Genomic DNA, 25,501 nt, shown 5'->3' on the forward strand with positions numbered 1-25,501 from the left:
GCATGGATGTCTCCCACCTGCTTGATGGCCTGAACCCGGCCCAGCGCGAAGCCGTCTCCGCTCCCCCCGGCCACCACCTGGTGCTGGCCGGTGCCGGTTCCGGCAAGACCCGCGTACTCACCCACCGCATCGCCTGGCTGCATGAAGTCGACGGCGTGCCGACCCACGGCATTTTCGCAGTGACCTTCACCAACAAGGCGGCCGGTGAAATGCGCCACCGCATCGACGCGCAGCTGCCCAATGGCAGCCGCGGCATGTGGATCGGCACCTTCCACGGCCTGGCCAACCGCCTGCTGCGCCTGCACTGGCAGGACGCCAAGCTGCCCGAAGGCTTCCAGGTGATGGATTCAGATGATCAGCTGCGGCTGGTCAAGCGCGTGGTGCAGGCGCTGGAACTGGACGACGGCAAGTACCCGGCCAAGCAGATCGCCTGGTGGATCAACGAACAGAAGGATGAGGGTCGCCGCCCGCAGCACATCCAGCCCGAGCCGCATGATGCGTGGCTGGAAACCATGCGCCAGGCCTATATCGAATACCAGGCACGCTGCGACCGCGCCGGCCTGGTCGACTTCGCCGAGCTGCTGCTGCGCGCCCATGAACTGCTGCGCGACAACCCGGCGCTGCTGGCGCACTACCGGGCCCGCTTCCGCGAGATCCTGGTGGACGAGTTCCAGGACACCAACGCCATCCAGTACGCCTTCGTGCGCGTGCTGGCCGGTGATTCCGGCCACGTGTTCGTTGTTGGTGACGATGACCAGGCCATCTACGGCTGGCGCGGCGCCAAGGTCGAGAACGTGCAGGGCTTCCTGCGTGATTTCCCAGGTGCGCAGACCATCCGCCTGGAACAGAACTATCGCTCCACTGCCAACATCCTCGGCGCTGCCAATGCGGTGATCGCGCACAACCCGGATCGCATCGGCAAGCAGCTGTGGACCGACAGTGGCGACGGAGAACCGATCGACCTGTACGCGGCGTACAACGAGATGGACGAGGCGCGCTACATCGTCGAGCGTGCCCGCCAGTGGGTACGCGATGGTGGCAGCTATACCGAAGTGGCCGTGCTCTACCGCAGCAACGCACAGTCGCGCGCGCTTGAAGAGGCGCTGCTGAGCGAACAGGTGCCCTATCGCGTGTACGGCGGCATGCGCTTCTTCGAACGTGCCGAAATCAAGGACGCGCTGGCTTACCTGCGCCTGCTGTCCAACCGCAACGATGACGCCGCCTTCGAGCGCGCGGTCAACACGCCTACCCGGGGCATCGGCGACCGCACGCTGGACGAAGTGCGCCGCGAGGCGCGCGCGCAGGGCATCTCGCTGTGGGAAGCAACGATGCTGGTCACCCAGGGCAACGCGCTGGCCGCACGCGCGCGCAATGCACTGGCCGGCTTCCTGGGGCTGGTCAACGAGCTGCAGGCGCAGACCGTGCACATGACCCTGGCCGAGCGCGTGGACCACGTGTTGGCCCGCTCGCAGCTGCGCGAGCACTGGAGCAAAGAAAGCCGCAATTCGCTGGATTCGGAATCGCGCACCGACAACCTCGACGAACTGGTCTCGGTCGCTTCGCGCTTCGTGCGCCGCGCCGACGACATCGAGGAAGTGGGCGAGGACATGGACGAGCTGGTCGCGTTCCTGGCCTACGCCGCGCTGGAGGCCGGTGAAGGCCAGGCGCAGGCCGGCGAGGACGGCGTGCAGCTGATGACCCTGCATTCGGCCAAGGGCCTGGAATTCCCGCTGGTGTTCCTGGCAGGCATGGAAGACGGCCTGTTCCCGAGTGCACGTTCGCTGGAGGAAAGCGGGCGGCTGGAAGAAGAGCGCCGCCTGGCCTACGTCGGCATCACCCGCGCGCGCCAGAAGCTGGTGCTGAGCTATGCCGAATCGCGCCGCATCCATGGCCAGGACAACTACAGCCTGCCGTCGCGCTTCCTGCGCGAGATTCCGCGCGAGCTGCTGCACGAAGTGCGCCCCAAGGTGCAGGTCTCGCGACCGGCCTCGATGGGCGCCAGCCGGGTGATGGGCCATGCCTCGATCGAGGCACCGCCGATCAAGCTCGGTGCGCTGGTCACCCATCCCAAGTTCGGCGAAGGCATGGTGACCGACTACGAAGGCAGCGGCGCCCACGCCCGCGTGCAGGTCGAGTTCGCCGACGCCGGCAGCAAGTGGCTGGTGATGGCCTACGCCAACCTGACGGTGATCTGATTCCCGTCGAGGGGTCGGAGCCTTCCCGCAGGGAGGGCTCCCACCCCTCGCGGGAACACCCAGCCGGGCATGGGCTCGGCTCTACAATAGGCGGCATCTCTTCCAGGAATGCCCCCATGACCGAGCCCACGCTGCATGTCACCGTGACCTTGAACGCCAGGCTGCAGCCTGAGCATCGCCACGAGCTGTTCGAGGATCCGCTCGACGCGCTGCTGCAGGCCGCCGAAGTGGGCGAAATCACCGGCGGCGGGACCGCCCTCTCCGATGACGGCGAGGTCGAGTACGGCGACATCGAGGTGGCGCTTCATGACGCGGCAGGTGTGCCGAAGTTGATCGATCTGCTGGAGCAGCTGGGCGCGCCGAAGGGATCGAAGGTGCAGGGCGCCGGGGACGGCGACCGCGGTTTCGGCGTCACCGAAGGCCTGGGCATCTATCTGGATGGCCAGAACCTGCCGGACGAGGTCTACGAACAATGCGATTCCAACCATGTGTTCGAACAGCTGTCCGAACGCATCGATGGCCTGGGTGAGATCTGCAGCTGGTGGCAGGGCCCGACCGAGACCGCGCTGTACATGTACGGCCAGTCGTTCGAGGCGATGCGTGATGCGATCGCCGGGTTCGTGGCCAGCTACCCGCTGTGCCAGAACGCACGCGTGGTGCAGATCGCCTGAGGACAGGCCATGTGGCGCCGGCATGGGCCGGCGCTGCAGCAGCGTATTACCCGCCCGCTGCCTGGCGGGCGTTGTCACGCAGGGCCAGATCCTTGCCCAGGTGATAGCCGCCGAAGAACAGCACGAAGGCGGCAATGAGGCTCCACAGGATGATTCTGAGGGCGGTCCAGCGAGCGGGCTTGCGATCCTGCATGGGGTGTCTTCCGTCGACGCGCCGGGGTGGCAGGTGCAGCTTGCCGTCTGCCGTCGGCGGACGCAATTGATCCTGCTCAAAGCGCCACGTGCACATCGGGTGTGCAATGGTGGCGTTCCCATCTGGCGGATTGCTACGGAGCCCCACCATGTACACGCGCATCCTGATCGCCACCGACGGTTCCGAGCTGGCCGACAAGGGCCTGGCCAAGGGCCTTGAGCTGGCCAAGGACCTCAATGCAGAGGTCGACATCGTCACCGTTTCCGAGCCGTGGGCTGTCGGCATGTACGACGCCATGGGCTGGAGCGTGGGCTACATGAACAGCCCCGAGTACAAGGCCGATCGCGAGGAAGGCGCGCAGAAGGTACTGCAGCCTGCGCTGGCCAAAGCCGCTGAGCAGGGCATCCAGGCCAACCCGGTGCATGTGCTGGACCGCTACGCGGCCGACGGCATCATCGAGACCGCTGCCGAGCGCAACAGCGACCTGATCGTGATGACCTCGCATGGCCGTCGTGGCGTGACCCGCGTACTGCTGGGCAGCCAGACCGCCGAGGTGCTGGCACGCAGCACGCTTCCGGTGCTGGTCATCCGCTGAGGCACGTGTTCCCGGGGAGGGGACACCGACGCCGGCCGCAGGATGCGCGCCGGCGTCATCTTTTATGCAGCCGGGCTCGCTGGGGTCGGACCCTGCGGAAAGGGATCCGCCCCCTGTCACATCACCAGCTGTAGAGCTTCCAGTACACCGGCGAGACGCCGTCCTTGTCGGTGTCCATGCGGCCATCGCCGTTCTTGTCGTACATGTAGAACGGAGCACCGCGCGATGGCGTCACCTTGACCATGCGCAGCTGGCCGGACACACGGTATTCCTCGATGACATCGCCGTTGTCCATGGTGCGCTTGGAGACATCGGCGCCCTTGACGTCCACCGGGGGAGCACCTGCGCCACCCATGCTGGCGCAGCCAGCGAGCAGGAGCAGGGAAGCCAGCATCAGGGTCTTCATCGGCGGGGGCCTTTGCCTGGAGAGAGCCCTGATTATGCCCCATCGCCAGGTGCGTGCCGTGTCGTCGCGGTGCAGGCACGGGCGCGTAGAATCGGCCCATGAGCAGATTAGTCCTGATCGACGGGTCCAGTTACCTGTACCGCGCGTTCCACGCGCTGCCGCCCCTGTCCAATGCACAGGGTGAACCCACTGGCGCACTGTTCGGCGTGGTCAACATGCTGCGTTCGACGCTGAAGGAACGCCCGGCCTACGTGGCGTTCGTGGTCGACGCGCCGGGCAAGACCTTCCGTGACGACCTGTACGACCAGTACAAGGCCAACCGCCCGCCGATGCCCGATGAGCTGCGCAGCCAGGTCGAGCCGATGTGCCGCATCGTCGAGGCGCTCGGCATCAGCATCCTGCGCATCCCCGGCGTGGAGGCCGACGATGTGATCGGCACGCTGGCCCTGCAGGGCCTGGCGCAGGACCTGAAGGTGACCATTTCCACCGGCGACAAGGACTTCGCCCAGCTGGTGCGCCCGGGCATCGAGCTGGTCAACACCATGACCGGCAGCCGCATGGATTCGGACGCGGCGGTGATGGAGAAGTTCGGCGTGCGCGCCGACCAGATCATCGACCTGCTGGCGCTGATGGGCGACGCGGTCGACAACGTGCCTGGCGTAGAGAAGTGCGGGCCGAAGACCGCTGCCAAGTGGCTGGCCGAGTACCAGCACCTGGATGGGGTGATGGCGGCCGCGCCCACCATGAAGGGCAAGATCGGCGAAAACCTGCGCGCGGCGCTGGAGCGCCTGCCGCTGAACCGCGAGCTGGTGACCATCCGCACCGACCTGGCGCTGGACGCCAGCCCGACCACGCTGGCCCTGCGCGAGCAGGACGTGCCGGAGCTGACCGAGCTGTATGCGCGCTACGGCTTCACCCAGGCGCTGAAGGAGCTGGGTGCGCCGGTGCCGGCACCGGTGGCCGCCAGCGAGGCGACCCCGAGCCTGCGCGGCACTGCGGCCGGCTTCGCGCGTGGCAGCGTCGAGGCGCCCGCCGCCGGCACGCTGGATCCGGCACTGTCCGCGCCGGGTGAATACGAGACCGTGCTGACCAGCGGGCAGCTGCAGGCCTGGGTCGAGCGCCTGCAGCAGGCCGAGCTGATCAGCTTCGATACTGAAACCGATGCGCTGGACGCGATGCGCGCGCGCCTGGTCGGCGTCAGCCTGGCCGTCGAGCCGGGCAGGGCGGCCTACATTCCGGTCGGCCACGATTACCCGGGTGCGCCGGCCCAGCTGTCGATGCAGCAGGTGCTGGACGCACTGCGCCCGGTGCTGCAGGACCCGGCGAAGAAGAAGCTGGGCCAGCACGGCAAGTACGACCTGCACGTGCTGCGCCGCCACGGCGTGCAGGTGCAGGGCTACCACGACGACACCATGCTCGAGAGCTTCGTGCTCAATTCCACCGCCACCCGCCACGACATGGATTCGCTGGCGCTGCGCTATCTGGGCTACAGCACCATCAAGTTCGAGGACGTGGCCGGCAAGGGCGCCAAGCAGATTCCGTTCTCGCAGGTGGGCATCGACGAAGCCAGCCGCTATGCGGCCGAGGACGCCGACATCACCCTGCGCCTGCACCACGCGCTGCAGCCGCAGCTGCTGGCCGAGCCGGCGCTGGACAGCGTTTACCGCGGCATCGAGATGCCGCTGGTGCCGGTGCTGGCCAGCATCGAAGCCAACGGCGTGCGGGTCGACACCGACGAACTGCGCCGGCAGAGCCAGGACCTGTCTTCGCGCATGCTGGCCGCGCAGCAGAAGGCCACCGAGCTGGCCGGCCGCAGCTTCAACCTGGATTCGCCCAAGCAGCTGCAGGCGGTGCTGTTCGACGAGCTGAAGCTGCCGGCGGTGGTGAAGACCCCGAAGGGCCAGCCCAGCACCAATGAAGAGGCACTGGAGGCAATTGCCGACCAGCACGAGCTGCCACGGGTGATCCTCGACTACCGCGGGTTGGCCAAGCTGCGCAGCACCTACACCGACAAGCTGCCGGAGATGGTCAACCCGGACACCGGCCGCGTGCATACCAGCTACCACCAGTCCGGTGCTGCCACCGGCCGCCTGTCCTCATCGGACCCGAACCTGCAGAACATCCCGATCCGCACCGAGGACGGCCGCCGCATCCGCCGCGCGTTCGTGGCGCCGGAGGGCTTCCAGCTGCTGGCCGCCGACTATTCGCAGATCGAGCTGCGGATCATGGCCCACCTGTCCGAGGATCCGGGCCTGGTGCGCGCCTTCGAGCAGGGCGCCGACGTGCACCGTGCCACCGCCGCCGAGGTGTTCGGGCGCACGCTGGAGGAGGTGACCCCGAACGAGCGCCGCGCCGCCAAGGCGATCAACTTCGGCCTGATGTACGGCATGAGCGCCTTCGGCCTGGCCCGCAATCTGGGCATCGACCGTGGCCAGGCACAGGACTACGTGGCGCTGTACTTCAGCCGCTATCCGGGCGTGCGCGACTTCATGGAGCGGATGCGCCAGCAGGCCCGTGACCAGGGCTACGTGGAAACCCTGTTCGGCCGCCGCCTGTACCTGAACGACATCCACGCCCGCAACCAGGGCCTGCGCGCCGGTGCCGAACGCGCGGCGATCAACGCGCCGATGCAGGGCACCGCCGCCGACATCATCAAACGCGCGATGGTGGACGTGGACCAGTGGCTGCGTGACAGCGGCGCACCGGCACGGATGATCCTGCAGGTGCACGATGAACTGGTGTTCGAAACCGAAAGCAGTTTCGTTGAAGACTTGCGTTTGCAGGTGGTGGAGCGCATGTCGCAAGCGGCCAAACTGCGGGTGCCGCTGGTGGTCGATACCGGCGTCGGCAACAACTGGGACGAAGCGCACTGAGGGCATTTAGGCCGAAAACGACGTGAATTCGTTCATTCGTCAGAGGTTTCTGACTCGATCATGAATGTTGTCCTGATCGAGGTTCATTAAATTGGGCCCCTTCACGAACCGTTAGTGTTCGGAGTGCTTCTATAACTCTCGACAGGCGCAACGCCTGTTGTGGATCTCTCCCATCCCCTGGAGCAGATCTCGGAACGGGGACTCCTCCCCAAGTGCCCGTTCCCCGGCCCCGTTGACCTCCCCCTGGTCAGCGGGGCTTTTTATTTGTGCCGCCGCAGCACCAGGGATGGGGTCAGATCCTTGGTGCTAGGCTGGGCTACCGTTCCACAGGGGAAGACCATGCCCGATCTGTTTGCACTGGCAATGCCCTGGTGGGAGTTCATCCTGCGCGCGGTGGTGGTCTATGTCGTGGTGCTGGGCATGGTCCGGCTTGGCGGCAAGCGGGCTCTAGGGCAGATCACGCCCTTCGACGTGCTGTTGATCGTGCTGCTGGGCAATGCGGTGCAGAACGCGCTGCTGGGCACCGATACCTCGCTGGGCGGCGGCCTGCTGCTGGCCGCGACCCTCATCCTGCTCAACTATGGGGTGGGCTGGCTGACCACCCGGAATCGACGCATGGAGCGGATGATCGAAGGAGAACCTACCGTAATCGCGCGCGATGGCCGGCTTTTGGAGGGTGTTCTCCGCCGCGAACTGATCAGCCGGGCCGATTTCGATGCTGCGTTGCGCCAGCAGGGTGGCCTGCGGATCGAGGATGTGCAGATCGCCCTGCTGGAGACGACCGGGCACATCACCATCCTTCCGCGGAAGGGCACCTGATCGTGCAGCACCGAGCATGGGCTCGGCGCTACAGGGCATCATTCACGGTGTGCAGCGGGTATTGCCGGCCGCCGGTTTGCGCTCGTAATAGGCGAATTGATTGCCGCTGTCGATACCGACCAGGTTGCCGTTCTGCAGCAGCTGCAGCACGAAGTCGCTGCCGATATCGCGGTGGATGAGGATGCGGCCGTCGCTCAGGCTTGCCCGCAGTGGCTGTTCGCGGCCACCGGCCTCAACCACACCACCCTCGAGGAAACGCAGCTGCGACAGCACGCTGCGCTCGGCTTCAAAGCTGCCACAGGGCAGTGCGGCGGCCGGCACCGGCGTGAGCGCTGCCGCGGGGGCGCTGGCGAGAACGGCAAGGTCGTTGGCCGGACCGCAGGCCGGGGCATCCGCGCGCTGTGCACAGGATCGCTGCAGCGCATCGCAGGCCTCCTGCAGGCGGCCACTGCTCCACAAGGTTTCGGCGGTGTCGGCGCAGAACGTTTCGCCCTGTTGCACGCGGCAAAGGTCGATCAGTTCATCAAGCTGTGCAGGTGGCAGAGGCGCATCCACGGAATGCTGCAGGCCGAGCAGGGCCTTGCCCATCATTTCCGAGGCAATCTCTTTGGCTGCCGTCATGCAACCCTCGGCGTCGAACGAGGGCAGCTCCTCCCTGCAGATCTCGGGAATCGGCGGCTCTTCCTTTCTGGGTGCTGCGTCCTTGGCCTGCTGCTGGTAGGTCTCCAGCAGGCGCATGCAGGCTGCGCCCACGCCCTCGGCGCACCAGGCGTGCAGTTTCACGGGTGCGGCCTCTGGCAGCGCCTCCAGGCACTCGGAGGTGTTCATCACGCAACCGCCCTCGACGGGCTGCGGCATTGTCTTGCAGGCGGCGGCGTGCTCACGGGTGAACTCGCGATAGGGCGTGCTGATCGTGCGGTCGTTGTCCGAGAAGTACCAGTTTTCCAGCTGGCCCGTGGACAGGTTGCCGGTACCGAGCACGTCTTCCTGGCGGGCGATGCGCAGCTCCTCGGTGGCCTGGTAGGGGCCGGACAGGAAGCCGTGGCCTTCGCTCTCCAGGGTCAGCGTGGTGTTGCCGCTGCTGTCCTTGTAGGTGCCGCAGGCCATCGACTGAGCGGCGGCCGGCAGGCTGGCCGAGGCCAATGCAAGCAACAGCAGGGAGCGCCAGCCCGCAGCGCGAGGGCGGGGGGAAACAGCAGCGGGCATGGGGTCATCCTTGAAGGAAGTGAGCAGGGCCTGTCCGGTGCGGGGCGCACCACAGGCAGGAGAGGGCGCCACGGGTCAGGCGTGGCGCCGGAAGATCACAGCCAGTCGCGCGGCACCAGATAGTCGGCCAGGCGCGCCTCGGCGCTGCCCGCTTCCGGGGCGAAGCCGTACTCCCAGCGCACCCGGGGCGGCAGGCTCATCAGGATGCTCTCGCTGCGGCCGCCGCTCTGCAGGCCGAACAGCGTGCCGCGGTCGTAGACCAGGTTGAACTCCACGTAGCGGCCGCGGCGGTACAGCTGGAATTCGCGCTCGCGCTCGCCATGCGCGGTGTCCTTGCGCTGCTGCACGATCGGCAGGTAGGCGTCGAGGAAACCATCGCCGACCGCACGCAGATAAGCGAAGTCGCGCTCGAAGTCGCCGTGCAGGTCGTCGAAGAACAGCCCGCCGACGCCGCGCGTTTCATTGCGGTGGCGCAGGAAGAAGTACTCATCACACCAGCGCTTGTGCGCGGCATAGCGTTCGTCGCCGAACGGAGCACACAGGTCGCGTGCCACCTCGTGCCAATGCTGCACGTCCTCGTCGAACGGATAGAACGGGGTCAGGTCGAAGCCGCCGCCGAACCAGCTGGCCACCACTTCACCGTCGCGCTGTGCCTGGAAGAAGCGCACGTTGGCATGGGTGGTCGGCACGTAGGGGTTGAGCGGGTGGAACACCAGCGACACGCCGGTGGCGCGCCAGGAGGCGCCGGCCAGTTCCGGGCGGTTGGCCGAGGCCGACGGCGGCAGGCGGCTGCCGGACACATCGGAAAAGCCGATACCGGCCTGCTCGAACACCGCGCCGTCGCGCAGCACGCGGGTGCGCCCACCGCCGCCCTCGGCACGCTGCCACAGGTCTTCCTGGAAGCGGGCCCGGCCATCGACGGCCTCGATCGCCGCACAGATGCGGTCCTGCAGGTCGGTGAGGTAGGCGCGCACGCGCTCGAATTCGTTCATGGCGCGTACTTTACCGCAGGGCCCGCCCGAAGCTGCGGACAGGCCCTGGCTGGCTCAGCGCTTGCGGTTGGAATGGCGTGGCGGCGGGGTGTCGTCTGATGCCGCGTCATCGGCCGCCTTCTGCAGCGCGCGGCCCAGATCGATCAGTTCCCAGTTCTGGGTGCCGAGCACGTCGCAGGCCACGTGCAGGCCACTGCGGTCGGCCTTGCACAGCCGGTCCAGCAGTGCATGTGCATCCACCTCGGCATCGTTGCCCTGGGCCGTGACCAGGTTCTCGCAGCCCTCGCGGACGCCGGCGCGGCAGACCGTGGTGTAGTGCTCGGCGGCCTGCAGCCAGTGCCCGGACAGCGCAAGGCGGTTGCCGAGTACGTTGCAGCCCTGCAGCTTGCCCTGCGCGCAGCAGGCTTCCGCCCCGCCGGCAGCGAGCGCCTGCGGGCAATCCTGGGGTAGCGGCAGCACGGTGTACTGCTTCGGTGCACTGCAGCGGCCCGGGCCATCGCCAGTGGGGGTGAACACCTGGAAGCGGGTCCAGGTATCCAGGCCCAGCAGTTGGCCGCCAGGCAGCGGACGCAGCACGAAGTCGCCGCCCCTGTCGTGGCGGATGCGGATGTCGCCCTCTTCGACGCGGGCGCGGAGATGGCTGTTCCAGCCAACGCCGACCAGGCCGTTGTCACCGAAGTCCAGCGTGTCCATCAGACCGCCATCGGCCCGGTAGTTGCCGCAGGGCAGGGCCGTTGCCGGTTGCGGTTGCAATGATGCGCCCAGCGCCTGCAACGCCGGCAGACGCTCGCAGGTGGCGGTGTCGTTGCCCGGTGTACAGGCCGCAGCCAGCGCCTGCACCGCCAGCAGGGGATCTCCCGCGTCCCAGGACAGTTCGGCCACCCGCTCGCAGAAGCCGCCATGCGCTACCTCGCGGCACAGCCGCAGCAACTGTTGCCGCCGCTCAGCCGGAATGATCACCGGCACGGTCGGCGCCGTCATCGTCACCATGGCTTCGGTCATGGCTGCCGTCATCGCGGCCTTGACCAGCTGCGCCTGCACTGCGGGGTCGGCCTCGAGCGCGGCGGCACATGCCGGGGTTTCCTGTTCGAAGCCCCCGTTGTCACAAGCAGCGGGGAGCTTGATGCCGGACAGGGCGGCGTCGAGGGCCGCCTTCTGCTGGACAGGATCGGCCTTCACCTTAGGCTTGGCTTCATCACGCCAGCGATCAGCCAGTTGCAGGCACATGCCGGGCACGCCTTCCCGACACCCTGCTTCCAGCGCGGCCGGAGTGGCTTCGTGACGGTTGTCCAGGCAGGCCACGGCATTGGCCAGGCAGCTGCCTTCAGCCGGCGTGGCTGCGGCGGCGCACTGTTCGGGGGTCAGCAGGATGTAGGTCGTGCCATCCACCTCGACCGTGCGACCACGGTCGCGCACCTGCAGCGCGCTGGGCAGGCCATGTTCCAGATTCACCAGTTGCAGCTTTCCGTCGATCTGCTGGAATGCGACCGGAGACGGCGCACTGCCGAAGTGCTTCTGTTCGCCACGGTTGGGTGAGCTGATGCGCAGCGTGCTGCTGCCTTCGTCAGCCTTGAACAGGCCGCATTGCGGTGACTGTGCGGCGGCCATCGGTGCGGCCAGCAGCAACGCCCAGGCCAGCCAGCGCTGGCGCGGTGCGGGTGAATGCATGTCGTCTCCTTGACGATCGAACGGGAAACTCCAGGCGCTACGGCGAACCACGGCCCTCGCGCGGGGGCGTACATTCTGCCGTGCCGGGCACGGGCTGGTAACGCTGGTAGGCGGTCTGTGCATCCATGCCGAGCAGATCCCCGTTGCCGAGCTGGCGCAGCACAAGGGTTTCGCCGTTCTGCTGCAGGTGGATGGCGCCGTTCTGCAGGCGGGCCCGGGTGCCATCGCCGAAGTCGAGCCTGTCGATCACGCCTCCATCGGCCTGGTAGCGGCCGCAGGGCACCTGCTGGGCCGGGACGAGGCGCAGGTCGGTGCCGGGACCGCGCAGCGGTGCGATGCGTTCGCAGCCGCTGGTGCGGCCGGCATCGCAGACCACCTGCAGCGCCTGCACCGCCAATGCGGGCTCCAGCGCGATCAGTTGCTGTGCGGCTACTTCGACGCAGAAGCGGCCACTGCGGTGCTGCAGGCACAACTGCTGCAGGCGATCGCGTGCAGCGGCCGGAAGCGGTGAATCCGGCATGTCTTCGTCTTCCTGTTGCAGGCGTTCACCGACCTTCTGCATGGCGGCGGCCAGCGCATCGCCGGTCAGCGTCTCGCAGGCCTGCGGGTCATGGCCGGGCGTGTGTTCGCGGCAGATGGGCGGGCGTTCGAAGCGCGCGGGGCTGGTGTCATCGCTGCCGGCTACAGTTGTTCCATCGCGAAGCTGGCGCAGCAGCGCCGAGCAGCCCGCGCCAACGCCTTCGCTGCACGCACGCTGGGCCTGGCCGGGTGAGGCCGTGGGCAGCCGTGCAACGCAGTGGCTGCCAGCGGCGCGGCAGCTGCCATCCATCGCGCTGGGCTCGCTGGCGCAGGCGCGGGGCTGGCGCAGGGTGTAGAGCACCACCCGGTCGTGCTCGATGCGCTGCCCATCGGCGCTGATCCGGATCGGCTGCGCCACGCCATCGTCGAGCATGACCAACCGCGTCTGTGCCGCACCGCGATCAACCCACAGCGGCTGCGGCTCGCTGCCATCATCGTGGTGGTAGCCGCTGCCGGGAGTGGTGAACACCAGCGCCATGCCGCCATCGGCGCTGCGGTACTCGCCACATTGCAGCGCATCGGCGCCGGCAGGCAGCGCAGTCAACAGCAGCAATGCGGGGAGAAGGGGCAGCAAGCGCAAGCGACGGTCCTTGTCATGCGGGAAAGGGGTGTGGCTCAGTGGAAGCGCGAGCGGATGTCCGGCCGCAACAGGCGCCAGGCCAGCCAGCCCTGAAGGCCGAGGAGCACCAATGACATGGCCACTACGGTCAGCGTGATCAACCAGCGTTTCAGATGGAGTTCCTGCTGCAGGACGGCGTCGTCGGAGAGAAACGGGATGACATCACGCATGAACACGTCCAACCAGCCGGCGATCGCAAAGTTGGCCAATGCGCTCAGCAGCAGGATCACCACAAAACTCCACAGGCCCCAGCTGCGCTCGCGCAGCAGGCCCCAGCTGGCCAGCGTCGAGGCCAGGCACAGCAGCGCGGCAATCATCGACGCGGCCACCGGATGCGCCAGAAGCCAGATCAGGCTGTGCAGGTGCTGGTCTTGTACTTCCCTCTCAACCAGATGCCAGATCGGAAGGTTGTGCAGCGGCCACAGCAGCAGCCCCTGCATCACGAAGTACACCGTGAGCAGCAGCGACAGCCAGAACGAAGCGTGTGCGATCGGGCGCACCCAGGCGTGATAGGTCGGCTGGACCAGCGAGGGAATCGGCGGGATCGACATTGACATCCGGTGTCCTTGCAATCGGTGCCCGCGCGATCAGCGGGCCGTCACCCGGGTGGCGACGGCCGGCAGGATATGGTGTTCGCTCAACGGTGCCAAGGGCTGGCCATGCGGCGGCTGCAGTGGCACCCAGGCCAGTTCGGCGATCTCGGCACATGCCTGTGGCGTGCCGTCCACCCGCACCCACCAGGCCTGTGCCTGCACCCGATGGCCGGGTTCGTTCACCGCCCAATCCTCGAAGGTGCCCAGCGCGATGGCGGTTTCGGCGCACAGCTGCACACCGAGTTCTTCGTCCAGTTCGCGGGCCAGCGCCTGCAGCGGCGCTTCGCCGGGTTCGGGCTTGCCGCCCGGCTGGATGAAGCGGCTGGCGCCGTGCTTGCGCACCACCAGCGCCCGGCCGCGGTCATCCAGGATGACCGCGGCCACGATGTGGATCGTGGCCGCGGCGTTGCTCACTTCAGGTTCTGCTCGAACAGCTTGAGGATGCGCTTGTACTGGTCCAGCCAGGAATCGGCGCGCACATAGCCGTGGCGCTCCAGCGGGTACGGTGCGATCGACCAGTTGTCCTTGTGCAGTTCGATCAGGCGCTGGGTGAGGTTCACCGAGTCCTGGAAGAACACGTTGTCATCCATCATGCCGTGGGCGATCAGCAGGTTGTCCTGCAGGTTCTGCGCGTATTCGATCGGCGAGGACACGCGGTACGCCTCCGGATCGATGTCCGGGGTATTGAGGATGTTGCTGGTATAGCCGTGGTTGTACTGGTGCCAATCCACCACCGGGCGCAGCGCGGCGCCGGCCTTGAACGTGCCCGGCGAGCGGAACAGGGCCATGAAGGTCATGAAGCCGCCGTAGGAACCACCGTAGATGCCGGCATGGTCGCGGTCACCCTGCTGGGTGTCGACCAGCCAGTCCAGGCCGTCCTTGTAGTCTTCCAGTTCCGGGTGGCCCATGTTGCGATAGATCGCCGTACGCCAGTCGCGGCCGTAGCCCTCGCTGCCGCGGTAATCCATGTCCAGCACGATGTAGCCCTTCTGCACCAGCAGGTTGTGGAACATCTGCTCGCGGAAGTAGGCCGGGTAGCGCTGGTGCACGTTCTGCAGGTAGCCGGCGCCGTGCACGAACATCACGATCGGGTACTTCTTCCCCGGTTCCTTGTTTTCGGGCTCGTAGTACTTGGCCCAGACCACGCCGGCGCCATGCTTGGACGGCACCGCCACCAGCTTCGGCTGGATCCACTGGCGCGCCTTGAACTCGGCAGTGCGGGTGTCGGTCAGCACGCGGGCCTGGCCTGCGCCGGTGCTCGGTACCACGGCCAGCTGCGCCGGCAGGTAGGCGCCGGAGTAGCGCACCAGCAGCTGCTGGCCGTCTGGGGACAGCGAGAAGTCTTCCACGCCGTTGAGGCTGGTCAGCTCGCGCACCTGGCGGCTGCCGGTGTCGACCGCGCAGACTTCGTAGTCATGCGGCGCCTGCTGGTTGCACAGGAAGTAGAAACCCTTGCCGTCGGCCGACAGCACCGGCGCCGAGGTTTCCCACTTGCCGCTGGTCAGCGCCTGCGGCTTGGCCGTGCCGGCCTGGGTGTACAGGTGCGAGAAGCCTGATTCCTCCGACAGCAGCCACAGCGTGCGGCCATCGGCCATCCAGCCGAAATCATTGAAGCCCCAGTTGATCCAGGCATTGTCGGTCAGGCGATGGCGGTTCTGCACGCGGCCGTCGGCGGCGTTGACACTGATGATCCAGCGGTCCTTGTTGTCGTTGGCACGCAGCATCACCGCGGCCTGCTGGCCATCGGGGCTCCAGCGGATGCCACCGCCCATGAAGTCGCTCATCACCTGCAGGCTGCGCTCGCCCTTCAGCGCGTCCTTGCCGGCCTTGCGGCGCAGCTCGGCCAGCGGATCGGTGCTGATGCCCGGCAGGCCGGCCAGCGAGACTTTCTCGGCCTTGCCGGTGCGCACGTCCACGTACCACAGCGTGTGCGGCTCGAAGCCGTTACGGCCGACGCGGGTGCGGGTGTCCTCGGTTTCCTCGTAGCCCGACTCGGTTACGTACAGCGGCATCTTGCCGCCACGGCCGTCATCGAAGTCCTTCGGCTTGGTCACGACGATCAGGTGGGTCAGGTCAGGCGACAGCACGCTGTCGGCGATCTCCACGTCGGCGCCCAGGTACACCGGGCCCGGCGCGCGGGTCGGGTCGGCCTGGCGCCAGCGCTGGTCCTGGTCCTTCAGTGCTTCGCGCTGGTCACGGTCGCGGCGAAGGGTTTCCAGCGTGCGCAGCTGCTGGTCGCGCAGCACGTCGGCCTTCGGCGGCGTACGCGGGTCCTTTTCGGCCTTCAGGCTGGCCACCTGCTGCACGCCGCTGGCGGCGGTCCAGTGGAACCAGTTCTGGCCGACGCGCCAGATCACGCCATTGTCGGCGGCGAAGTTCACGTTGCCCGCGCGCTCGTTGCTGCGGGTGAGCTGGGTCAGCGCGCCGCTGCGCAGGTCGCGCACGAACACATCGCCGTTGCGGACGAAGGCGCTGCGGCTGCGGCTGCGGTCGTAGACCGGCTCGGCCACGTCCAGGGTGCCGCGCTGGTCATCGGCCACCTGCGCGGCCACGCCACCGGCCACCGGCTGGCGGAAGGTATCGCGCACCGGGCTGCCGTTGCGCTTGAGCTGGTACTCCACCTGCTGGCTGTTCCACGACCACCAGGCCTTCTCGACCGGCGGACCGATCCAGTCCGGGTCGGCCATGGCCTGTTCGATGGTGATCGGCGTCGGCGCGGCATGCGCAGCCGGTGCGGCCAGCACGGCCGACAGCAGGAGGGACAGGGGCAGCACTCGGGACATGGGCGGACGGCACCAGTAGAGGAAAACCGGCCAAGCGTAGCAGCCGCACGGGCCGGGGGCAGGGGCCACAGGTCATGGCAGCGGGATTGGCAAAGTAGTGCAACCGCTGGCCGGCCTCGCGCATCCATTCTCCTGAACCCGCATCATCCATCGAACAGGAGCCCGACCATGCAGGAACTCATCCCGATCACCCTCTTCATCTGCATCGCCTACGCGATCCATGCCATTGCCGATGCGCGCGCGCGCAGCAAGCTGGTGGCCCCGCACGTGCCGGAGGAAGTGATCCGCTCGCTGGCGGTGCTGGAAGAAGAGCGCCGCCGCCAGGGCGCGCTGCGCTGGGGCATCAGCCTGGTCAGCCTGGCCGTGGCAATGGGCCTGCTGGAGGCGATCGGTGCACGCGAACTGACCTTCGGCGCCGCCGCCGCGATGGTCGGCAGTGCCGGCCTCGGCCAGCTGCTGGCCTGGCACTTCACCCGCCCTGCTGCACGCAAGGGCTGAGGCAGGCGTGCCACGGGCACAGGGGGCGCCCCGTAGATGAGCCTGCTCGGCGAAGCACTGTCGGCACTGCGGGGCCGTCGCCGCCACGATACAGCGGCGACGGCGGCACCCGCTGCACCGCTGGATGCGGACCAGGCCCTGGTGCGGGCCATCATCGATGGCTCGCAGGCGGCCTTCGCGCAACTGGTTGAAGCCCACCAGCGCACCTGCGCGCATGTGATCGGACGCATGGTGGGCGACCGCGATCAGGTGGCCGACCTGCTGCAGGAAACCTTCCTGGCCGTGTTCCGCCAGCTGCACCGGTTCCGCTTTGAATCTTCGTTGCGTACCTGGGTTTCGCGGGTGGCCTACACCACTGCGCTGCAGCACCTGCGACGGCGACGCCTGGAAGCGCAATGGATGGTAGCGGTGGAGGTGCCGGAAGAACTTGGCATCGGTGATGAAGGCCCGGGCCCGGCGGAACTGAGCGAGGTGCTGCAGGCCGGGCGCCAGCTGGGCGCAGCACTGGAACGGCTGAGTGCGCCGCAGCGGCTGATCGTCGGGTTGCACTACCTGGAGGATTTCGATCTGGCCGAGATCGAGCAGGTGACCGGGCTGGCGCGCGGTACCATCAAGAGCCACCTGCACCGCGCGCGCCAGGTCCTGAAGCAGGAACTGACGCGGCGCGCCTCCGCTGGAGAACTGCTGTGAACCTACCCACCGACCCCCGCGATGCGGAAGAGCGCGCGCTGGCCCAGGCGTTGCGTGAGCAGGCGCAGCAGGAAGACGCGCCGGATGTGAGCGAGGCGCTGCAGAAGCGCATTGCCGCTGAGTCGCGCGATAGTGGTGTGGTCTATGTGCTGGTGCAGGTGCTGTTGTTTGGCGCGCTGCTGGCTGCAGCGGCCTGGTATTTCTGGCACTGAGGCGCCCTCCGGGCGGTGGGCCGTTCCAGTCGCCGTTGGTAGATGCCGACCTGGGTCGGCGTTTGGGCGTGTGTGCCAACCAAGGTTGGCAGCTACCAGAACGGTTGACCCCTGCGACAAAGTGAAGCAGCGCGTCACCCGGTCGCATCCCGTCTTAACGAAATCCTCCTAAAGTGGTCCGGTATCCCACCGGTCACAGGCAGGAGGCGTCCCTTGGACGCGTTGTTGTTGTCCCGGATCCAGTTCGGATTCGTCATCAGTTTCCATGTGCTGTTCCCCGCCTTCACCATTGGCACGGCCAGCTGGCTGGCCTTCATCGAATGGCGCTGGCTGCGCACGAAGTTGCCCGTGTGGCGCGAGCTGTATTTCTTCTGGCAGAAGATCTTCGCGGTGTCGTTCGGCATGGGCGTGGTCAGCGGCATCGTCATGGCCTTCCAGTTCGGAACCAACTGGCCACGGCTGAGCGAGGTGGCCGGCACGGTCATCGGCCCGTTGCTGACCTACGAAGTGCTGACCGCGTTCTTCCTGGAAGCCAGCTTCCTCGGCGTGATGATGTTCGGCTGGGGCCGCGTCTCGCCGCGCCTGCATTTCCTGTCCACCTGCATGGTGGCGCTGGGCACGCTGTTCTCCACGTTCTGGATCCTGTCGTCCAACAGCTGGCTGCATACGCCGGCCGGCTACGAGATGGTCAACGGCGTGGTGCATCCGGTGGACTGGTGGCAGGTGGTGTTCAACCCCTCGTTCCCCTATCGCCTGGCGCACATGGCGCTGGGTTCGTTCATCACCACCTGTTTCGTGATCGGTGGCGTCGGTGCGTGGTACCTGCGCAAGGGCACGCATGTGGAAGCGGGCCGGCGCATGCTGGTGGCAGCGGTGGCGTTCGCGGCACTGACCGTGCCGGTGCAGATTTTCGTCGGCGACATGCATGGCCTGAACACGCTCAAGCACCAGCCGATGAAGATCGCGGCGATGGAAGCGCACTGGCATGAAACCAAGGAGGGCGAGGGCGTACCGCTGGTGGTGTTCGCGCTGCCGAACGAGAAGGAAGAGCGGAATGATTTCGAAGTTGCCATTCCGAAGCTGGGCAGCGTGATCCTCACCCACAGCCTGGACGGTACCTTCGACCCGCTGACCTCGGTACCCTCCAGCGAGCGGCCGCCGGTGACGCCGGTGTTCTTCGCCTTCCGGATCATGGTCGGGCTGGGCACGCTGATGCTGCTGCTGGCCTGGGTGTCGGCGTTCCAGCTGTGGCGGAAGAAGCTGCTCGATTCGCCGTGGCTGCTGCGCGGCTGGAACTGGCTGCTGCCCAGCGGCTTCATCGCGCTGCTGTCCGGGTGGTTCGTCACCGAGATGGGCCGCCAGCCGTGGGTGGTGTATGGCGTGCTGCGCACTGCTGATGCGGTCGGCCCGCAGAGCGCGTGGATGACCGCGCTGTCGCTGGCGGTCTACGTCGTTGGCTACGCCTTCGTGTTCGGCTGGGGCATCTGGTACCTGGTGAAGATCCTGCGCCACGGACCGCGTCCGCACGATGATGGGCCATCGCTGGACCACGGCAGCCACACCCCGGCACGCCCGCTGTCGGCGGCCGACGAACCGCTGGAGGAGCGCTGACATGGACCTGATGACCTGGCTGCCGGTGGCGTGGTTCGCGGTGATCGGCTTCGGCGTGCTGATGTACGTGGTGCTGGACGGTTTCGTGCTCGGCATCGGCATCCTCGCCCCGTTCGCCGAGGACGAGGAACAGCTGGACCTGATGATGAACACCGCCGCGCCGATCTGGGACGGCAACGAGACCTGGCTGGTGCTGGGTGGCGCCGGCCTGCTGGCGGCGTTCCCGAAGGCCTATGCGGTGCTGCTGTCGGCGCTGTACCTGCCGGTGCTGCTGCTGGTGGTGGCGCTGGTGTTCCGCGGCGTGGCGTTCGAGTTCCGCTTCAAGGCACACCGGTCGCGCCGGCTGTGGAGCGTGGCGTTCGGACTCGGTTCGCTGCTGGCCACGTTTGCCCAGGGCGTGATCCTCGGCACCCTGGTGCAGGGCATCCCGCTGGTGGACGGTGTCTATCAGGGCGGGCCGTTCGCCTGGTTCAGCCCGTTCGCGATGCTGACCGGTGCCGCGCTGGTAGCCGGCTATGCGCTGCTGGGCAGCACCTGGCTGATCCTGAAGACCGAAGGCCGCGTGCAGGCGCTGGCACGGCAGATGACCCGGCCGCTGGTGGTGGCGGTGATCGCAGCGATGGGCCTGGTCAGCAGCTGGCTGCCGTTCCTCGATTCGCGGCTGATGGCGCGCTGGTTCAGCGACGGCAACTTCTGGTGGCTGTCGCCGGTGCCGCTGTTGACCCTGGCGGTGGCCGCCGCGCTGTGGCGCAGTGCGACCCATCCGCGCCGCGACCTGCCGCCGTTCCTGCTCAGCCTGGCGCTGTTCGTGCTTGGTTTCCTTGGCCTGGTGCTGGGCATGTGGCCGTACCTGCTGCCGCCGTCGATGACCCTGTGGCAGGCCGCCGCGCCGGCCTCCTCGCTGGGCTTCACCCTGGTCGGGCTGGTCATTCTGCTGCCGGTCATCCTCGGCTATACGGCGTGGTCGTACCGGGTGTTCCGCGGCAAGGTGCACGCCGACACCGGTTACCACTGATGGGTTGAAGGCGGGGCCCGCAGGTGCCGGGCCCCGTGTTGGGGAATGTGAAACCTGCACACCCCGGGCGGGACGTGCTAGCGTGCGCTCCTTTCCGGCAGCCAGGGGGGCAGCCGGCGACGTCCTGGACGGACGCACGGCTGCAGGAATGGGGGGCCGCCGCGCGTCGCCGTAATGGCTCGTGCCTATCGTTCTCCCGTTGAAGCACCAACGCTAAATGATTGAATTCTCCATCGTCGACTGGGCCGCGTGGGCGCCCGGCCTGAGCGAGCGTAGCCAGTGGCTGGGCTGGGCCGAAGCGCCGTACCTGCCGCACGGCGGGGATACGCCGGCACTGGCAGAGGTTCCGGCAATGCAACGCCGTCGCATCGAGCGGTTGGGCCGCATGGCGATCCAGACCGCGTGCTGGTGCGAGGACGGGCAGGGGGCCGACAGCGACGTGCCGCTGGTGTTCGCCAGCCGCCATGGCGACGTCGCACGTTCGATGGACCTGCTGGGGGCGCTGGTCGGCGACCAGCCGTTGTCGCCCACCGGATTTGGCCTGTCGGTGCACAACGCGATCGCCGCGCTGTATTCAATCGCCCGCGGCCATCGCGGCAACTACCTGGCATTGGCGGCTGGCCAGGCAACGGTCGAAGCCGCGTGCCTGGAGGCCGTCGCCCTGCTGGCCGATGGCGCCCGCGAGGTGCGGGTGGTGGTCTACGAGTCGCCGCTCCCGGAGGTTTACGCGACGTTCGCCGACGAACCCGACCCGTTCTTCGCTTGGTGCTGGCGTTTGACCGCGCCAGCAGAGGACCGGCCGACGCTGGCGCTGCAGTGGCAGCCGGCCGACGGCCAGGCCAGCACTGTGCCCGGCCTGCTGCCGCACGCGCTGGACCTGCATCGCTTCCTGTTGTCCGGCGCGCCAGCGCTGGAGCACGTGGCCCATGGCCAGCGCTGGCGCTGGGGCCGCCGTGAGTGAGCTGCCGCGCCGCCTCGACCACGCCTGGCGGGTGTTTGGCACCGGCCTGAGCTTTGTTGCGTTTGGCCTGGGCGGGCTGCTGCTCGGCGTCCTGGTGATGCCGGTACTGCTGCTGATGCGGGACCCGGTGGCCCGTCGCCGGCGCGCCCGGCGCGTGGTCCAGGTCGCGTTCGCCAGCCATCTGCGGCTGATGCGCGGGCTTGGGGTGATGACCTACGAGATCGAGGGTGGTGAACGCCTGCAGCGTGACGGCCTGCTGGTGCTGGCCAACCACCCGACCCTGATCGACGTGGTCTGCCTGATCTCGCTGCTTCCCAACGCCGACTGCGTGGTCAAGCGGGCCGTGGCCTGCAACCCGTTCATGCGCGGTCCGGTACGGGCCGCCGGCTACATTTCCAATGACGATGGCGCCGGCCTGGTCGATGACTGCGTGGCCGCGGTGCATGCCGGCGGCACCCTGGTCATCTTCCCGGAGGGCACCCGCAGCGTGCCCGGGCAGCCGCCGCGCCTGCAGCGCGGGGCCGCCAACATCGCCGTACGGGGCCGCATCGACGTCACCCCGGTGCGGATCACCTGCAGCCCGCCAACCCTGACCAAGGGACAGAAGTGGTATCGTGTCCCCTCACGTCGCTTTCACGTTCGGCTGCAGATCGGCGAAGATATCCCGATCGCGCCTTTCTTGGCCGAAGACGACTCGCCAAGGGGGGATGCCTTGGCGGCACGCCGCGTTACCGAGCACCTTTCTCGTTATTTCGACCTGTCTGGAGAGCCGCCCCGTGCAAGCACTTGAGCACGAGATCAAGGAATTGATCATTTCCTCCCTTTCGCTGGAGGACATCACGCCGGAGGACATCGATCCGACCGCGCCGCTGTTCGTCGAGGGCCTCGGCCTGGATTCGATCGACGCGCTGGAGTTGGGCCTGGCGCTGCAGAAGAAGTACGGTGTCAGCCTCTCGGCCGATTCGGAAGAAACCCGTCGCCATTTCTCCAGCGTGCGCGCGCTCGGCGAGTTCGTCGCCGCCCGCCAGTCGTAACGGCGCCAGGAATTGCCATGACCAAGAATGAACTGTTCGAACGCATCGTCAGCATCCTGACCGACAGCTTCGAGATCGAAACCGCCCGGATCACCCCCGAGGCACGCCTGTACGACGACCTGGATATCGACAGCATCGATGCGGTCGACCTGATCGTGCAGCTCAAGCCGCTGCTGGGCCGCAACCTGCAGCCGGAAGCGTTCAAGGCCGTGCGCACCGTGCAGGACATCGTCGATGTCGTGCATGGGTTGCTGCCGGACCAGGCAGCCGCCTGACCGCAGCGCCGGCGGCTCCGCCATGGCACGCGCACGCACGGTCGTGGTGGCCGCGATCTCGCTGGCCTACCCGGTGCTGGTGTACCTGGCGATGGGCCGTTTCGAGCCACGCTGGCTGTCGCTGCTGCTGTTCACCCTGGCCCTGCTGCGTGCGCTGAGTACGCGCCAGCCGCTGTGGTGGGCCGCCGCTGCGGGAACCGGCCTGCTGGCCGTGTTGGCCACCGTGCTGAACCAGGCCCTGCCGCTGAAGCTGTATCCGGCGCTGGTCAACATGGTGATGCTGGCGGTGTTCGGCACCAGCCTGCGCTTCGGCCCGCCGCTGGTGGAACGCCTGGCGCGGTTGCAGGAGCCGGACCTGCCGGCGTTCGCGGTGGCCTATACCCGCCGCGTCACCCAGGTGTGGTGTGGCTTCTTCGTTCTCAACGGCAGCCTGGCCCTGCTGACCGCGCTTTACGCGTCGGACCGGGTCTGGATGCTCTACAACGGATTGTTGGCGTACGTGATGATGGGCGTGTTGTTTGCAGGTGAGTGGCTGGTGCGGCGTCGGGTCAAGGCAGCGCACGCGCATGGCTGAGTGGATTGCCCTGGACCGGCTGCTGGTGGACCCGCAGCCGCAGCGCAGCATCGGCGTGTGCGATGGCGAGGTAATCGACCATGCCCGCTTCCGCCAGCGGGTGCTGGCCTGGCGTGCGGCCTTTGCTGCTGCCGATGGCCGTGACTGGGCCCTGTACTTCGATGATGCGGTGGCCTTCGCTGCTGCGCTGTTCGGCGCCTGGCATGCCGGCAAGCGGGTGTTTCTGGCTGCCGACAACCTGCCGGCCACGCTGCAGGCGCTGCAGCCACAGGTGAGCGGTTTCGCCGGCGATGTTTCCGCCGACTACCGAGCGCTGGTTGCCCCCACCGTTGGCGTGGACGGCGAACTGCAGGTGCTGGACGAGCGCGTCTGCGAGCTGTGCGTGTTCACCTCCGGCAGCACGGGCCAGCCCAGTGCGATCAACAAGCGCATGGACCAGCTGGCGCGCGAGGTGGATGCGCTGCAGGCTGCGTTCGGCGCGCAGCTGGAAGGCGTGCAGGTGCATGGCACGGTGTCCCACCAGCACATCTACGGCCTGCTGTTCCGGGTGCTGTGGCCGCTGGCCGCCGGCCGCCTGATCCATCCGCGCCGGTTCTTCCACGAAGACCTGGTGGGCGCGCTGGCCGGTACCGACACGGTGCTGGTGGCGACGCCAGCCCACCTCAAGCGCCTGCCCGAGCAGCTCGACTGGGCCGGCCTGCACGGCCGCCTGCGCGCGGTGTTCTCCTCCGGTGGCCCGCTGCCCGAAGAAGCCGCACGCCAGGTACGGCAATGGCTGGGCGTGGCACCGACCGAGGTTTACGGCAGCAGCGAAACCGGGGGTATCGCCTGGCGCCGCTGGGATACCGACCTGCCACCGTGGCAGCCGTTGCCGGGCGTGCAGTGGCGCATCGAGGATGGCTGCCTGGCCGTCGCCTCGGCGCATCTGGAAACCCTCGACTGGTGGCGCACCCAGGACCGTGTCGAAGCCCTGGCCGATGGCCGCTTCCGCCTTCTGGGCCGCGCCGACCGCATCGTCAAGATCGAGGAGCGCCGCGTTTCGCTGGATGCGCTGGAACGCGCGCTGCGCGAAGACACCGAAGTGGACGATGTGAGAGTACTGGTCCTGCCGGGACAGCGTGAGCAGCTGGCAGCGGTGGTGGTACCGGCCAACCTGGCGCTGCTGGAGGGCGGTGACGCCGCGCGCCGCGCGCTGGGCCAGCGCCTTGGCGCGCGCCTGGCACAGGCGCATGACGCGGTCACCCGGCCGCGCCGCTGGCGCCTGGTGAAGGCGCTGCCGATCAATGCACAGAGCAAGGTCACCCAGGCGGCACTGGCGGCGCTGTTCCAGCCGCTCATGCCGGTGCCGGTCTGGGATCACCGCGATGCTGCCAGCGCTACGTTGCGCATGACCCTCGACCCGGCGCTGCGGCCGTTCCAGGGCCACTTCCCGCAGGCGGCGATCCTGCCCGGCGTGGCGCAGCTGGACTGGGCCGTGCGTTTTGGCCGCCAGGCGTTCAGCATGCCGGCCGGATTCCTGCGCATGGATGCGGTGAAGTTCCAGCACGTGGCCCGCCCGGGCGATGAGCTGACCCTGCAGCTGGACTGGGATGCCACGCGCAATGTGCTGGCCTTCCGCTACACCTCCAGCCACGGCGTGCATGCCAGCGGCAAGGTGGTTTTCGCCGATGCGGACTGACCCGGCCGTTGCCGGTGCCGCGTTCGCGCCACTGGTGGTGATTCCCGTCTATGACCACGAGCACGCCATCGCGGCGGTGGTCGAAGGCGTGCAGGCCGCCGGGCTGCCGTGCCTGCTGGTCGACGATGGCTCGCATGAAGCGTGCGCGACGGTGCTGCGTTCGCTGGCACAGCGCCAGGGCGTCGACCTGCTGCGCCTGAACATCAACCAGGGCAAGGGTGGGGCGATGCTGGCCGGCTTTGCCGAGGCCGCTGCGCGTGGCTACAGCCACGTGCTGCAGATCGATGCCGACGGCCAGCACGATACCGCCGACCTGCCGCGTTTCATCGAGGCGGCGCGCGCGCACCCGGGTGCGGTGATCTGCGGCATTCCGGCCTACGATGCCAGTGTTCCCAAGGCACGCCTGTATGGCCGCTACGCGACCCATATCTGGGTCTGGATCAACACGCTGTCGCTGCACCTGCGCGACACCATGTGCGGCTTCCGCGTGTATCCATTGCCGCCGGTGCTGCGCCTGATCGGTGAAGAGACCATCGGCCGGCGCATGGATTTCGATACTGAAGTGATGGTGCGCCTGTACTGGCGGCAGCTGCCGGTCGAGCACCTGGCCACGCGCGTGACCTACCCTGCCGATGGCGTGTCGCACTTCGATGTGTGGCGCGACAACGTGCGCATCAGCCGCATGCACACCCGCCTGTTCTTCGGCATGCTCTGGCGCGCGCCGCGCCTGCTGTGGCGCCGCCTGCGCGGGCAGGGTTGAG

General features: G+C 67.7%; 26 protein-coding genes. 17 read left to right on the forward strand and 9 right to left on the reverse strand.

Annotation, left to right across the window (positions count from 1 at the left end):
* Positions 1-2 precede the first annotated feature (2 nt).
* Positions 3-2,195 carry a DNA helicase II gene (gene uvrD, locus AC5P8Y_RS17625; RefSeq protein ID WP_049403634.1) on the forward strand — a complete coding sequence of 731 codons (2,193 nt, stop codon included), beginning with the start codon at positions 3-5 and terminating at the stop codon, positions 2,193-2,195.
* 116 nt (positions 2,196-2,311) lie between these two features.
* The gene (locus tag AC5P8Y_RS17630) at positions 2,312-2,866 is read left to right on the forward strand and encodes a hypothetical protein (RefSeq protein WP_049433087.1); all 555 of its coding nucleotides are present in this window, start codon (positions 2,312-2,314) and stop codon (positions 2,864-2,866) included.
* A 46-nt stretch (positions 2,867-2,912) separates the two neighbouring features.
* Here AC5P8Y_RS17630 and AC5P8Y_RS17635 read toward each other — a convergent pair whose 3' ends face one another.
* The gene (locus tag AC5P8Y_RS17635; protein ID WP_181454341.1) at positions 2,913-3,059 is read right to left on the reverse strand and encodes a hypothetical protein; all 147 of its coding nucleotides are present in this window, start codon (positions 3,057-3,059) and stop codon (positions 2,913-2,915) included.
* Between the two features lie 148 nt (positions 3,060-3,207).
* On the opposite strand from AC5P8Y_RS17635, the gene AC5P8Y_RS17640 reads away from it, so the two are divergent.
* Positions 3,208-3,654 carry a universal stress protein gene (locus tag AC5P8Y_RS17640; protein WP_049433086.1) on the forward strand — a complete coding sequence of 149 codons (447 nt, stop codon included), beginning with the start codon at positions 3,208-3,210 and terminating at the stop codon, positions 3,652-3,654.
* Between the two features lie 121 nt (positions 3,655-3,775).
* Here AC5P8Y_RS17640 and AC5P8Y_RS17645 read toward each other — a convergent pair whose 3' ends face one another.
* Entirely contained in the window at positions 3,776-4,060 is a 285-nt protein-coding gene (locus AC5P8Y_RS17645; RefSeq protein WP_049433085.1) for a DUF2782 domain-containing protein, read from the reverse strand.
* 98 nt (positions 4,061-4,158) lie between these two features.
* Between AC5P8Y_RS17645 and polA the strand changes: the two genes are divergently transcribed.
* Both polA and AC5P8Y_RS17655 read left to right on the forward strand, forming a co-directional pair.
* Complete coding sequence (gene polA, locus AC5P8Y_RS17650) at positions 4,159-6,933, forward strand: DNA polymerase I (protein WP_111109175.1); 2,775 nt, start codon at positions 4,159-4,161, stop codon at positions 6,931-6,933.
* A 339-nt stretch (positions 6,934-7,272) separates the two neighbouring features.
* Positions 7,273-7,752 (forward strand): DUF421 domain-containing protein, encoded by a 480-nt coding sequence (locus AC5P8Y_RS17655; RefSeq protein WP_024957711.1) that lies wholly within the window; start codon positions 7,273-7,275, stop codon positions 7,750-7,752.
* A 42-nt stretch (positions 7,753-7,794) separates the two neighbouring features.
* Here AC5P8Y_RS17655 and AC5P8Y_RS17660 read toward each other — a convergent pair whose 3' ends face one another.
* From AC5P8Y_RS17660 to AC5P8Y_RS17690, 7 genes are all read right to left on the reverse strand, one after another.
* A complete protein-coding gene (locus AC5P8Y_RS17660; RefSeq protein ID WP_111109176.1) occupies positions 7,795-8,958 on the reverse strand; it encodes a hypothetical protein in 1,164 nt (387 codons plus the stop codon).
* A gap of 95 nt (positions 8,959-9,053) precedes the next feature.
* Positions 9,054-9,950: an oxygen-dependent coproporphyrinogen oxidase gene (gene hemF, locus AC5P8Y_RS17665; protein ID WP_049454926.1), complete on the reverse strand. Its 897-nt coding sequence runs from the start codon at positions 9,948-9,950 to the stop codon at positions 9,054-9,056.
* A gap of 54 nt (positions 9,951-10,004) precedes the next feature.
* Entirely contained in the window at positions 10,005-11,618 is a 1,614-nt protein-coding gene (locus AC5P8Y_RS17670) for a hypothetical protein (protein WP_111109177.1), read from the reverse strand.
* Positions 11,619-11,655: 37 nt separating this feature from the next.
* Positions 11,656-12,777 carry a hypothetical protein gene (locus tag AC5P8Y_RS17675; protein WP_111109178.1) on the reverse strand — a complete coding sequence of 374 codons (1,122 nt, stop codon included), beginning with the start codon at positions 12,775-12,777 and terminating at the stop codon, positions 11,656-11,658.
* 35 nt (positions 12,778-12,812) lie between these two features.
* Positions 12,813-13,373, reverse strand: coding sequence for a hypothetical protein (locus AC5P8Y_RS17680; RefSeq protein WP_049448203.1), 561 nt, complete (start codon positions 13,371-13,373; stop codon positions 12,813-12,815).
* A 30-nt stretch (positions 13,374-13,403) separates the two neighbouring features.
* On the reverse strand, positions 13,404-13,823 hold the full coding sequence (locus AC5P8Y_RS17685; RefSeq protein ID WP_005411620.1) for an NUDIX hydrolase: 420 nt from the start codon (positions 13,821-13,823) through the stop codon (positions 13,404-13,406).
* Complete coding sequence (locus AC5P8Y_RS17690) at positions 13,820-16,192, reverse strand: S9 family peptidase (RefSeq protein ID WP_033833827.1); 2,373 nt, start codon at positions 16,190-16,192, stop codon at positions 13,820-13,822. Before AC5P8Y_RS17690 ends, AC5P8Y_RS17685 begins: the two co-directional genes overlap by 4 nt.
* Positions 16,193-16,360: 168 nt before the next feature.
* On the opposite strand from AC5P8Y_RS17690, the gene AC5P8Y_RS17695 reads away from it, so the two are divergent.
* The 12 genes from AC5P8Y_RS17695 to AC5P8Y_RS17750 all read left to right on the forward strand — a co-directional run bounded on the left by AC5P8Y_RS17695 (position 16,361) and on the right by AC5P8Y_RS17750 (position 25,500).
* Positions 16,361-16,690, forward strand: a complete 330-nt coding sequence (locus tag AC5P8Y_RS17695) for a hypothetical protein (protein WP_010482336.1) — start codon at positions 16,361-16,363, stop codon at positions 16,688-16,690.
* 36 nt (positions 16,691-16,726) lie between these two features.
* A complete protein-coding gene (locus AC5P8Y_RS17700) occupies positions 16,727-17,380 on the forward strand; it encodes an RNA polymerase sigma factor (RefSeq protein WP_049403641.1) in 654 nt (217 codons plus the stop codon).
* Entirely contained in the window at positions 17,377-17,592 is a 216-nt protein-coding gene (locus AC5P8Y_RS17705; RefSeq protein WP_049433077.1) for a hypothetical protein, read from the forward strand. The genes AC5P8Y_RS17700 and AC5P8Y_RS17705 overlap by 4 nt, the downstream gene beginning before the upstream one ends.
* Positions 17,593-17,805: 213 nt before the next feature.
* Entirely contained in the window at positions 17,806-19,203 is a 1,398-nt protein-coding gene (locus AC5P8Y_RS17710) for a cytochrome ubiquinol oxidase subunit I (RefSeq protein ID WP_288418896.1), read from the forward strand.
* 1 nt (position 19,204) lies between these two features.
* Entirely contained in the window at positions 19,205-20,218 is a 1,014-nt protein-coding gene (gene cydB, locus AC5P8Y_RS17715; RefSeq protein ID WP_005414876.1) for a cytochrome d ubiquinol oxidase subunit II, read from the forward strand.
* A gap of 217 nt (positions 20,219-20,435) precedes the next feature.
* Complete coding sequence (locus AC5P8Y_RS17720) at positions 20,436-21,179, forward strand: beta-ketoacyl synthase chain length factor (protein WP_049403644.1); 744 nt, start codon at positions 20,436-20,438, stop codon at positions 21,177-21,179.
* The gene (locus AC5P8Y_RS17725; protein WP_005414875.1) at positions 21,172-21,969 is read left to right on the forward strand and encodes a lysophospholipid acyltransferase family protein; all 798 of its coding nucleotides are present in this window, start codon (positions 21,172-21,174) and stop codon (positions 21,967-21,969) included. The genes AC5P8Y_RS17720 and AC5P8Y_RS17725 overlap by 8 nt, the downstream gene beginning before the upstream one ends.
* The gene (locus AC5P8Y_RS17730) at positions 21,956-22,213 is read left to right on the forward strand and encodes a phosphopantetheine-binding protein (RefSeq protein ID WP_005411610.1); all 258 of its coding nucleotides are present in this window, start codon (positions 21,956-21,958) and stop codon (positions 22,211-22,213) included. The genes AC5P8Y_RS17725 and AC5P8Y_RS17730 overlap by 14 nt, the downstream gene beginning before the upstream one ends.
* A gap of 17 nt (positions 22,214-22,230) precedes the next feature.
* Positions 22,231-22,488 (forward strand): acyl carrier protein, encoded by a 258-nt coding sequence (locus AC5P8Y_RS17735; RefSeq protein WP_005411609.1) that lies wholly within the window; start codon positions 22,231-22,233, stop codon positions 22,486-22,488.
* Positions 22,489-22,510: 22 nt separating this feature from the next.
* Positions 22,511-23,062 carry a COG4648 family protein gene (locus AC5P8Y_RS17740; protein ID WP_005414874.1) on the forward strand — a complete coding sequence of 184 codons (552 nt, stop codon included), beginning with the start codon at positions 22,511-22,513 and terminating at the stop codon, positions 23,060-23,062.
* Positions 23,055-24,740: an ApeI family dehydratase gene (locus AC5P8Y_RS17745; RefSeq protein ID WP_495202107.1), complete on the forward strand. Its 1,686-nt coding sequence runs from the start codon at positions 23,055-23,057 to the stop codon at positions 24,738-24,740. Before AC5P8Y_RS17740 ends, AC5P8Y_RS17745 begins: the two co-directional genes overlap by 8 nt.
* A complete protein-coding gene (locus AC5P8Y_RS17750; RefSeq protein WP_049403646.1) occupies positions 24,730-25,500 on the forward strand; it encodes a glycosyltransferase family 2 protein in 771 nt (256 codons plus the stop codon). Before AC5P8Y_RS17745 ends, AC5P8Y_RS17750 begins: the two co-directional genes overlap by 11 nt.
* Position 25,501: the final 1 nt, after the last annotated feature.

Source organism: Stenotrophomonas sp. YJH_SMC_12-1 (assembly GCF_059370935.1).

Bases quoted from the DNA above. Each gene is read 5' to 3' on its own strand.
- AC5P8Y_RS17745 (WP_495202107.1), top strand. From the start codon at position 23,055: ATGGCTGAGTGGATTGCCCTGGACCGGCTGCTGGTGGACCCGCAGCCG.
- hemF (WP_049454926.1), bottom strand. From the start codon at position 9,950: ATGAACGAATTCGAGCGCGTGCGCGCCTACCTCACCGACCTGCAGGAC.
- AC5P8Y_RS17640 (WP_049433086.1), top strand. From the start codon at position 3,208: ATGTACACGCGCATCCTGATCGCCACCGACGGTTCCGAGCTGGCCGAC.
- cydB (WP_005414876.1), top strand. From the start codon at position 19,205: ATGGACCTGATGACCTGGCTGCCGGTGGCGTGGTTCGCGGTGATCGGC.
- polA (WP_111109175.1), top strand. From the start codon at position 4,159: ATGAGCAGATTAGTCCTGATCGACGGGTCCAGTTACCTGTACCGCGCG.
- AC5P8Y_RS17720 (WP_049403644.1), top strand. From the start codon at position 20,436: ATGATTGAATTCTCCATCGTCGACTGGGCCGCGTGGGCGCCCGGCCTG.
- AC5P8Y_RS17635 (WP_181454341.1), bottom strand. From the start codon at position 3,059: ATGCAGGATCGCAAGCCCGCTCGCTGGACCGCCCTCAGAATCATCCTG.
- uvrD (WP_049403634.1), top strand. From the start codon at position 3: ATGGATGTCTCCCACCTGCTTGATGGCCTGAACCCGGCCCAGCGCGAA.
- AC5P8Y_RS17660 (WP_111109176.1), bottom strand. From the start codon at position 8,958: ATGCCCGCTGCTGTTTCCCCCCGCCCTCGCGCTGCGGGCTGGCGCTCC.
- AC5P8Y_RS17735 (WP_005411609.1), top strand. From the start codon at position 22,231: ATGACCAAGAATGAACTGTTCGAACGCATCGTCAGCATCCTGACCGAC.
- AC5P8Y_RS17750 (WP_049403646.1), top strand. From the start codon at position 24,730: ATGCGGACTGACCCGGCCGTTGCCGGTGCCGCGTTCGCGCCACTGGTG.
- AC5P8Y_RS17700 (WP_049403641.1), top strand. From the start codon at position 16,727: ATGAGCCTGCTCGGCGAAGCACTGTCGGCACTGCGGGGCCGTCGCCGC.
- AC5P8Y_RS17655 (WP_024957711.1), top strand. From the start codon at position 7,273: ATGCCCGATCTGTTTGCACTGGCAATGCCCTGGTGGGAGTTCATCCTG.
- AC5P8Y_RS17680 (WP_049448203.1), bottom strand. From the start codon at position 13,373: ATGTCAATGTCGATCCCGCCGATTCCCTCGCTGGTCCAGCCGACCTAT.
- AC5P8Y_RS17645 (WP_049433085.1), bottom strand. From the start codon at position 4,060: ATGAAGACCCTGATGCTGGCTTCCCTGCTCCTGCTCGCTGGCTGCGCC.
- AC5P8Y_RS17740 (WP_005414874.1), top strand. From the start codon at position 22,511: ATGGCACGCGCACGCACGGTCGTGGTGGCCGCGATCTCGCTGGCCTAC.
- AC5P8Y_RS17690 (WP_033833827.1), bottom strand. From the start codon at position 16,192: ATGTCCCGAGTGCTGCCCCTGTCCCTCCTGCTGTCGGCCGTGCTGGCC.
- AC5P8Y_RS17695 (WP_010482336.1), top strand. From the start codon at position 16,361: ATGCAGGAACTCATCCCGATCACCCTCTTCATCTGCATCGCCTACGCG.
- AC5P8Y_RS17630 (WP_049433087.1), top strand. From the start codon at position 2,312: ATGACCGAGCCCACGCTGCATGTCACCGTGACCTTGAACGCCAGGCTG.
- AC5P8Y_RS17670 (WP_111109177.1), bottom strand. From the start codon at position 11,618: ATGCATTCACCCGCACCGCGCCAGCGCTGGCTGGCCTGGGCGTTGCTG.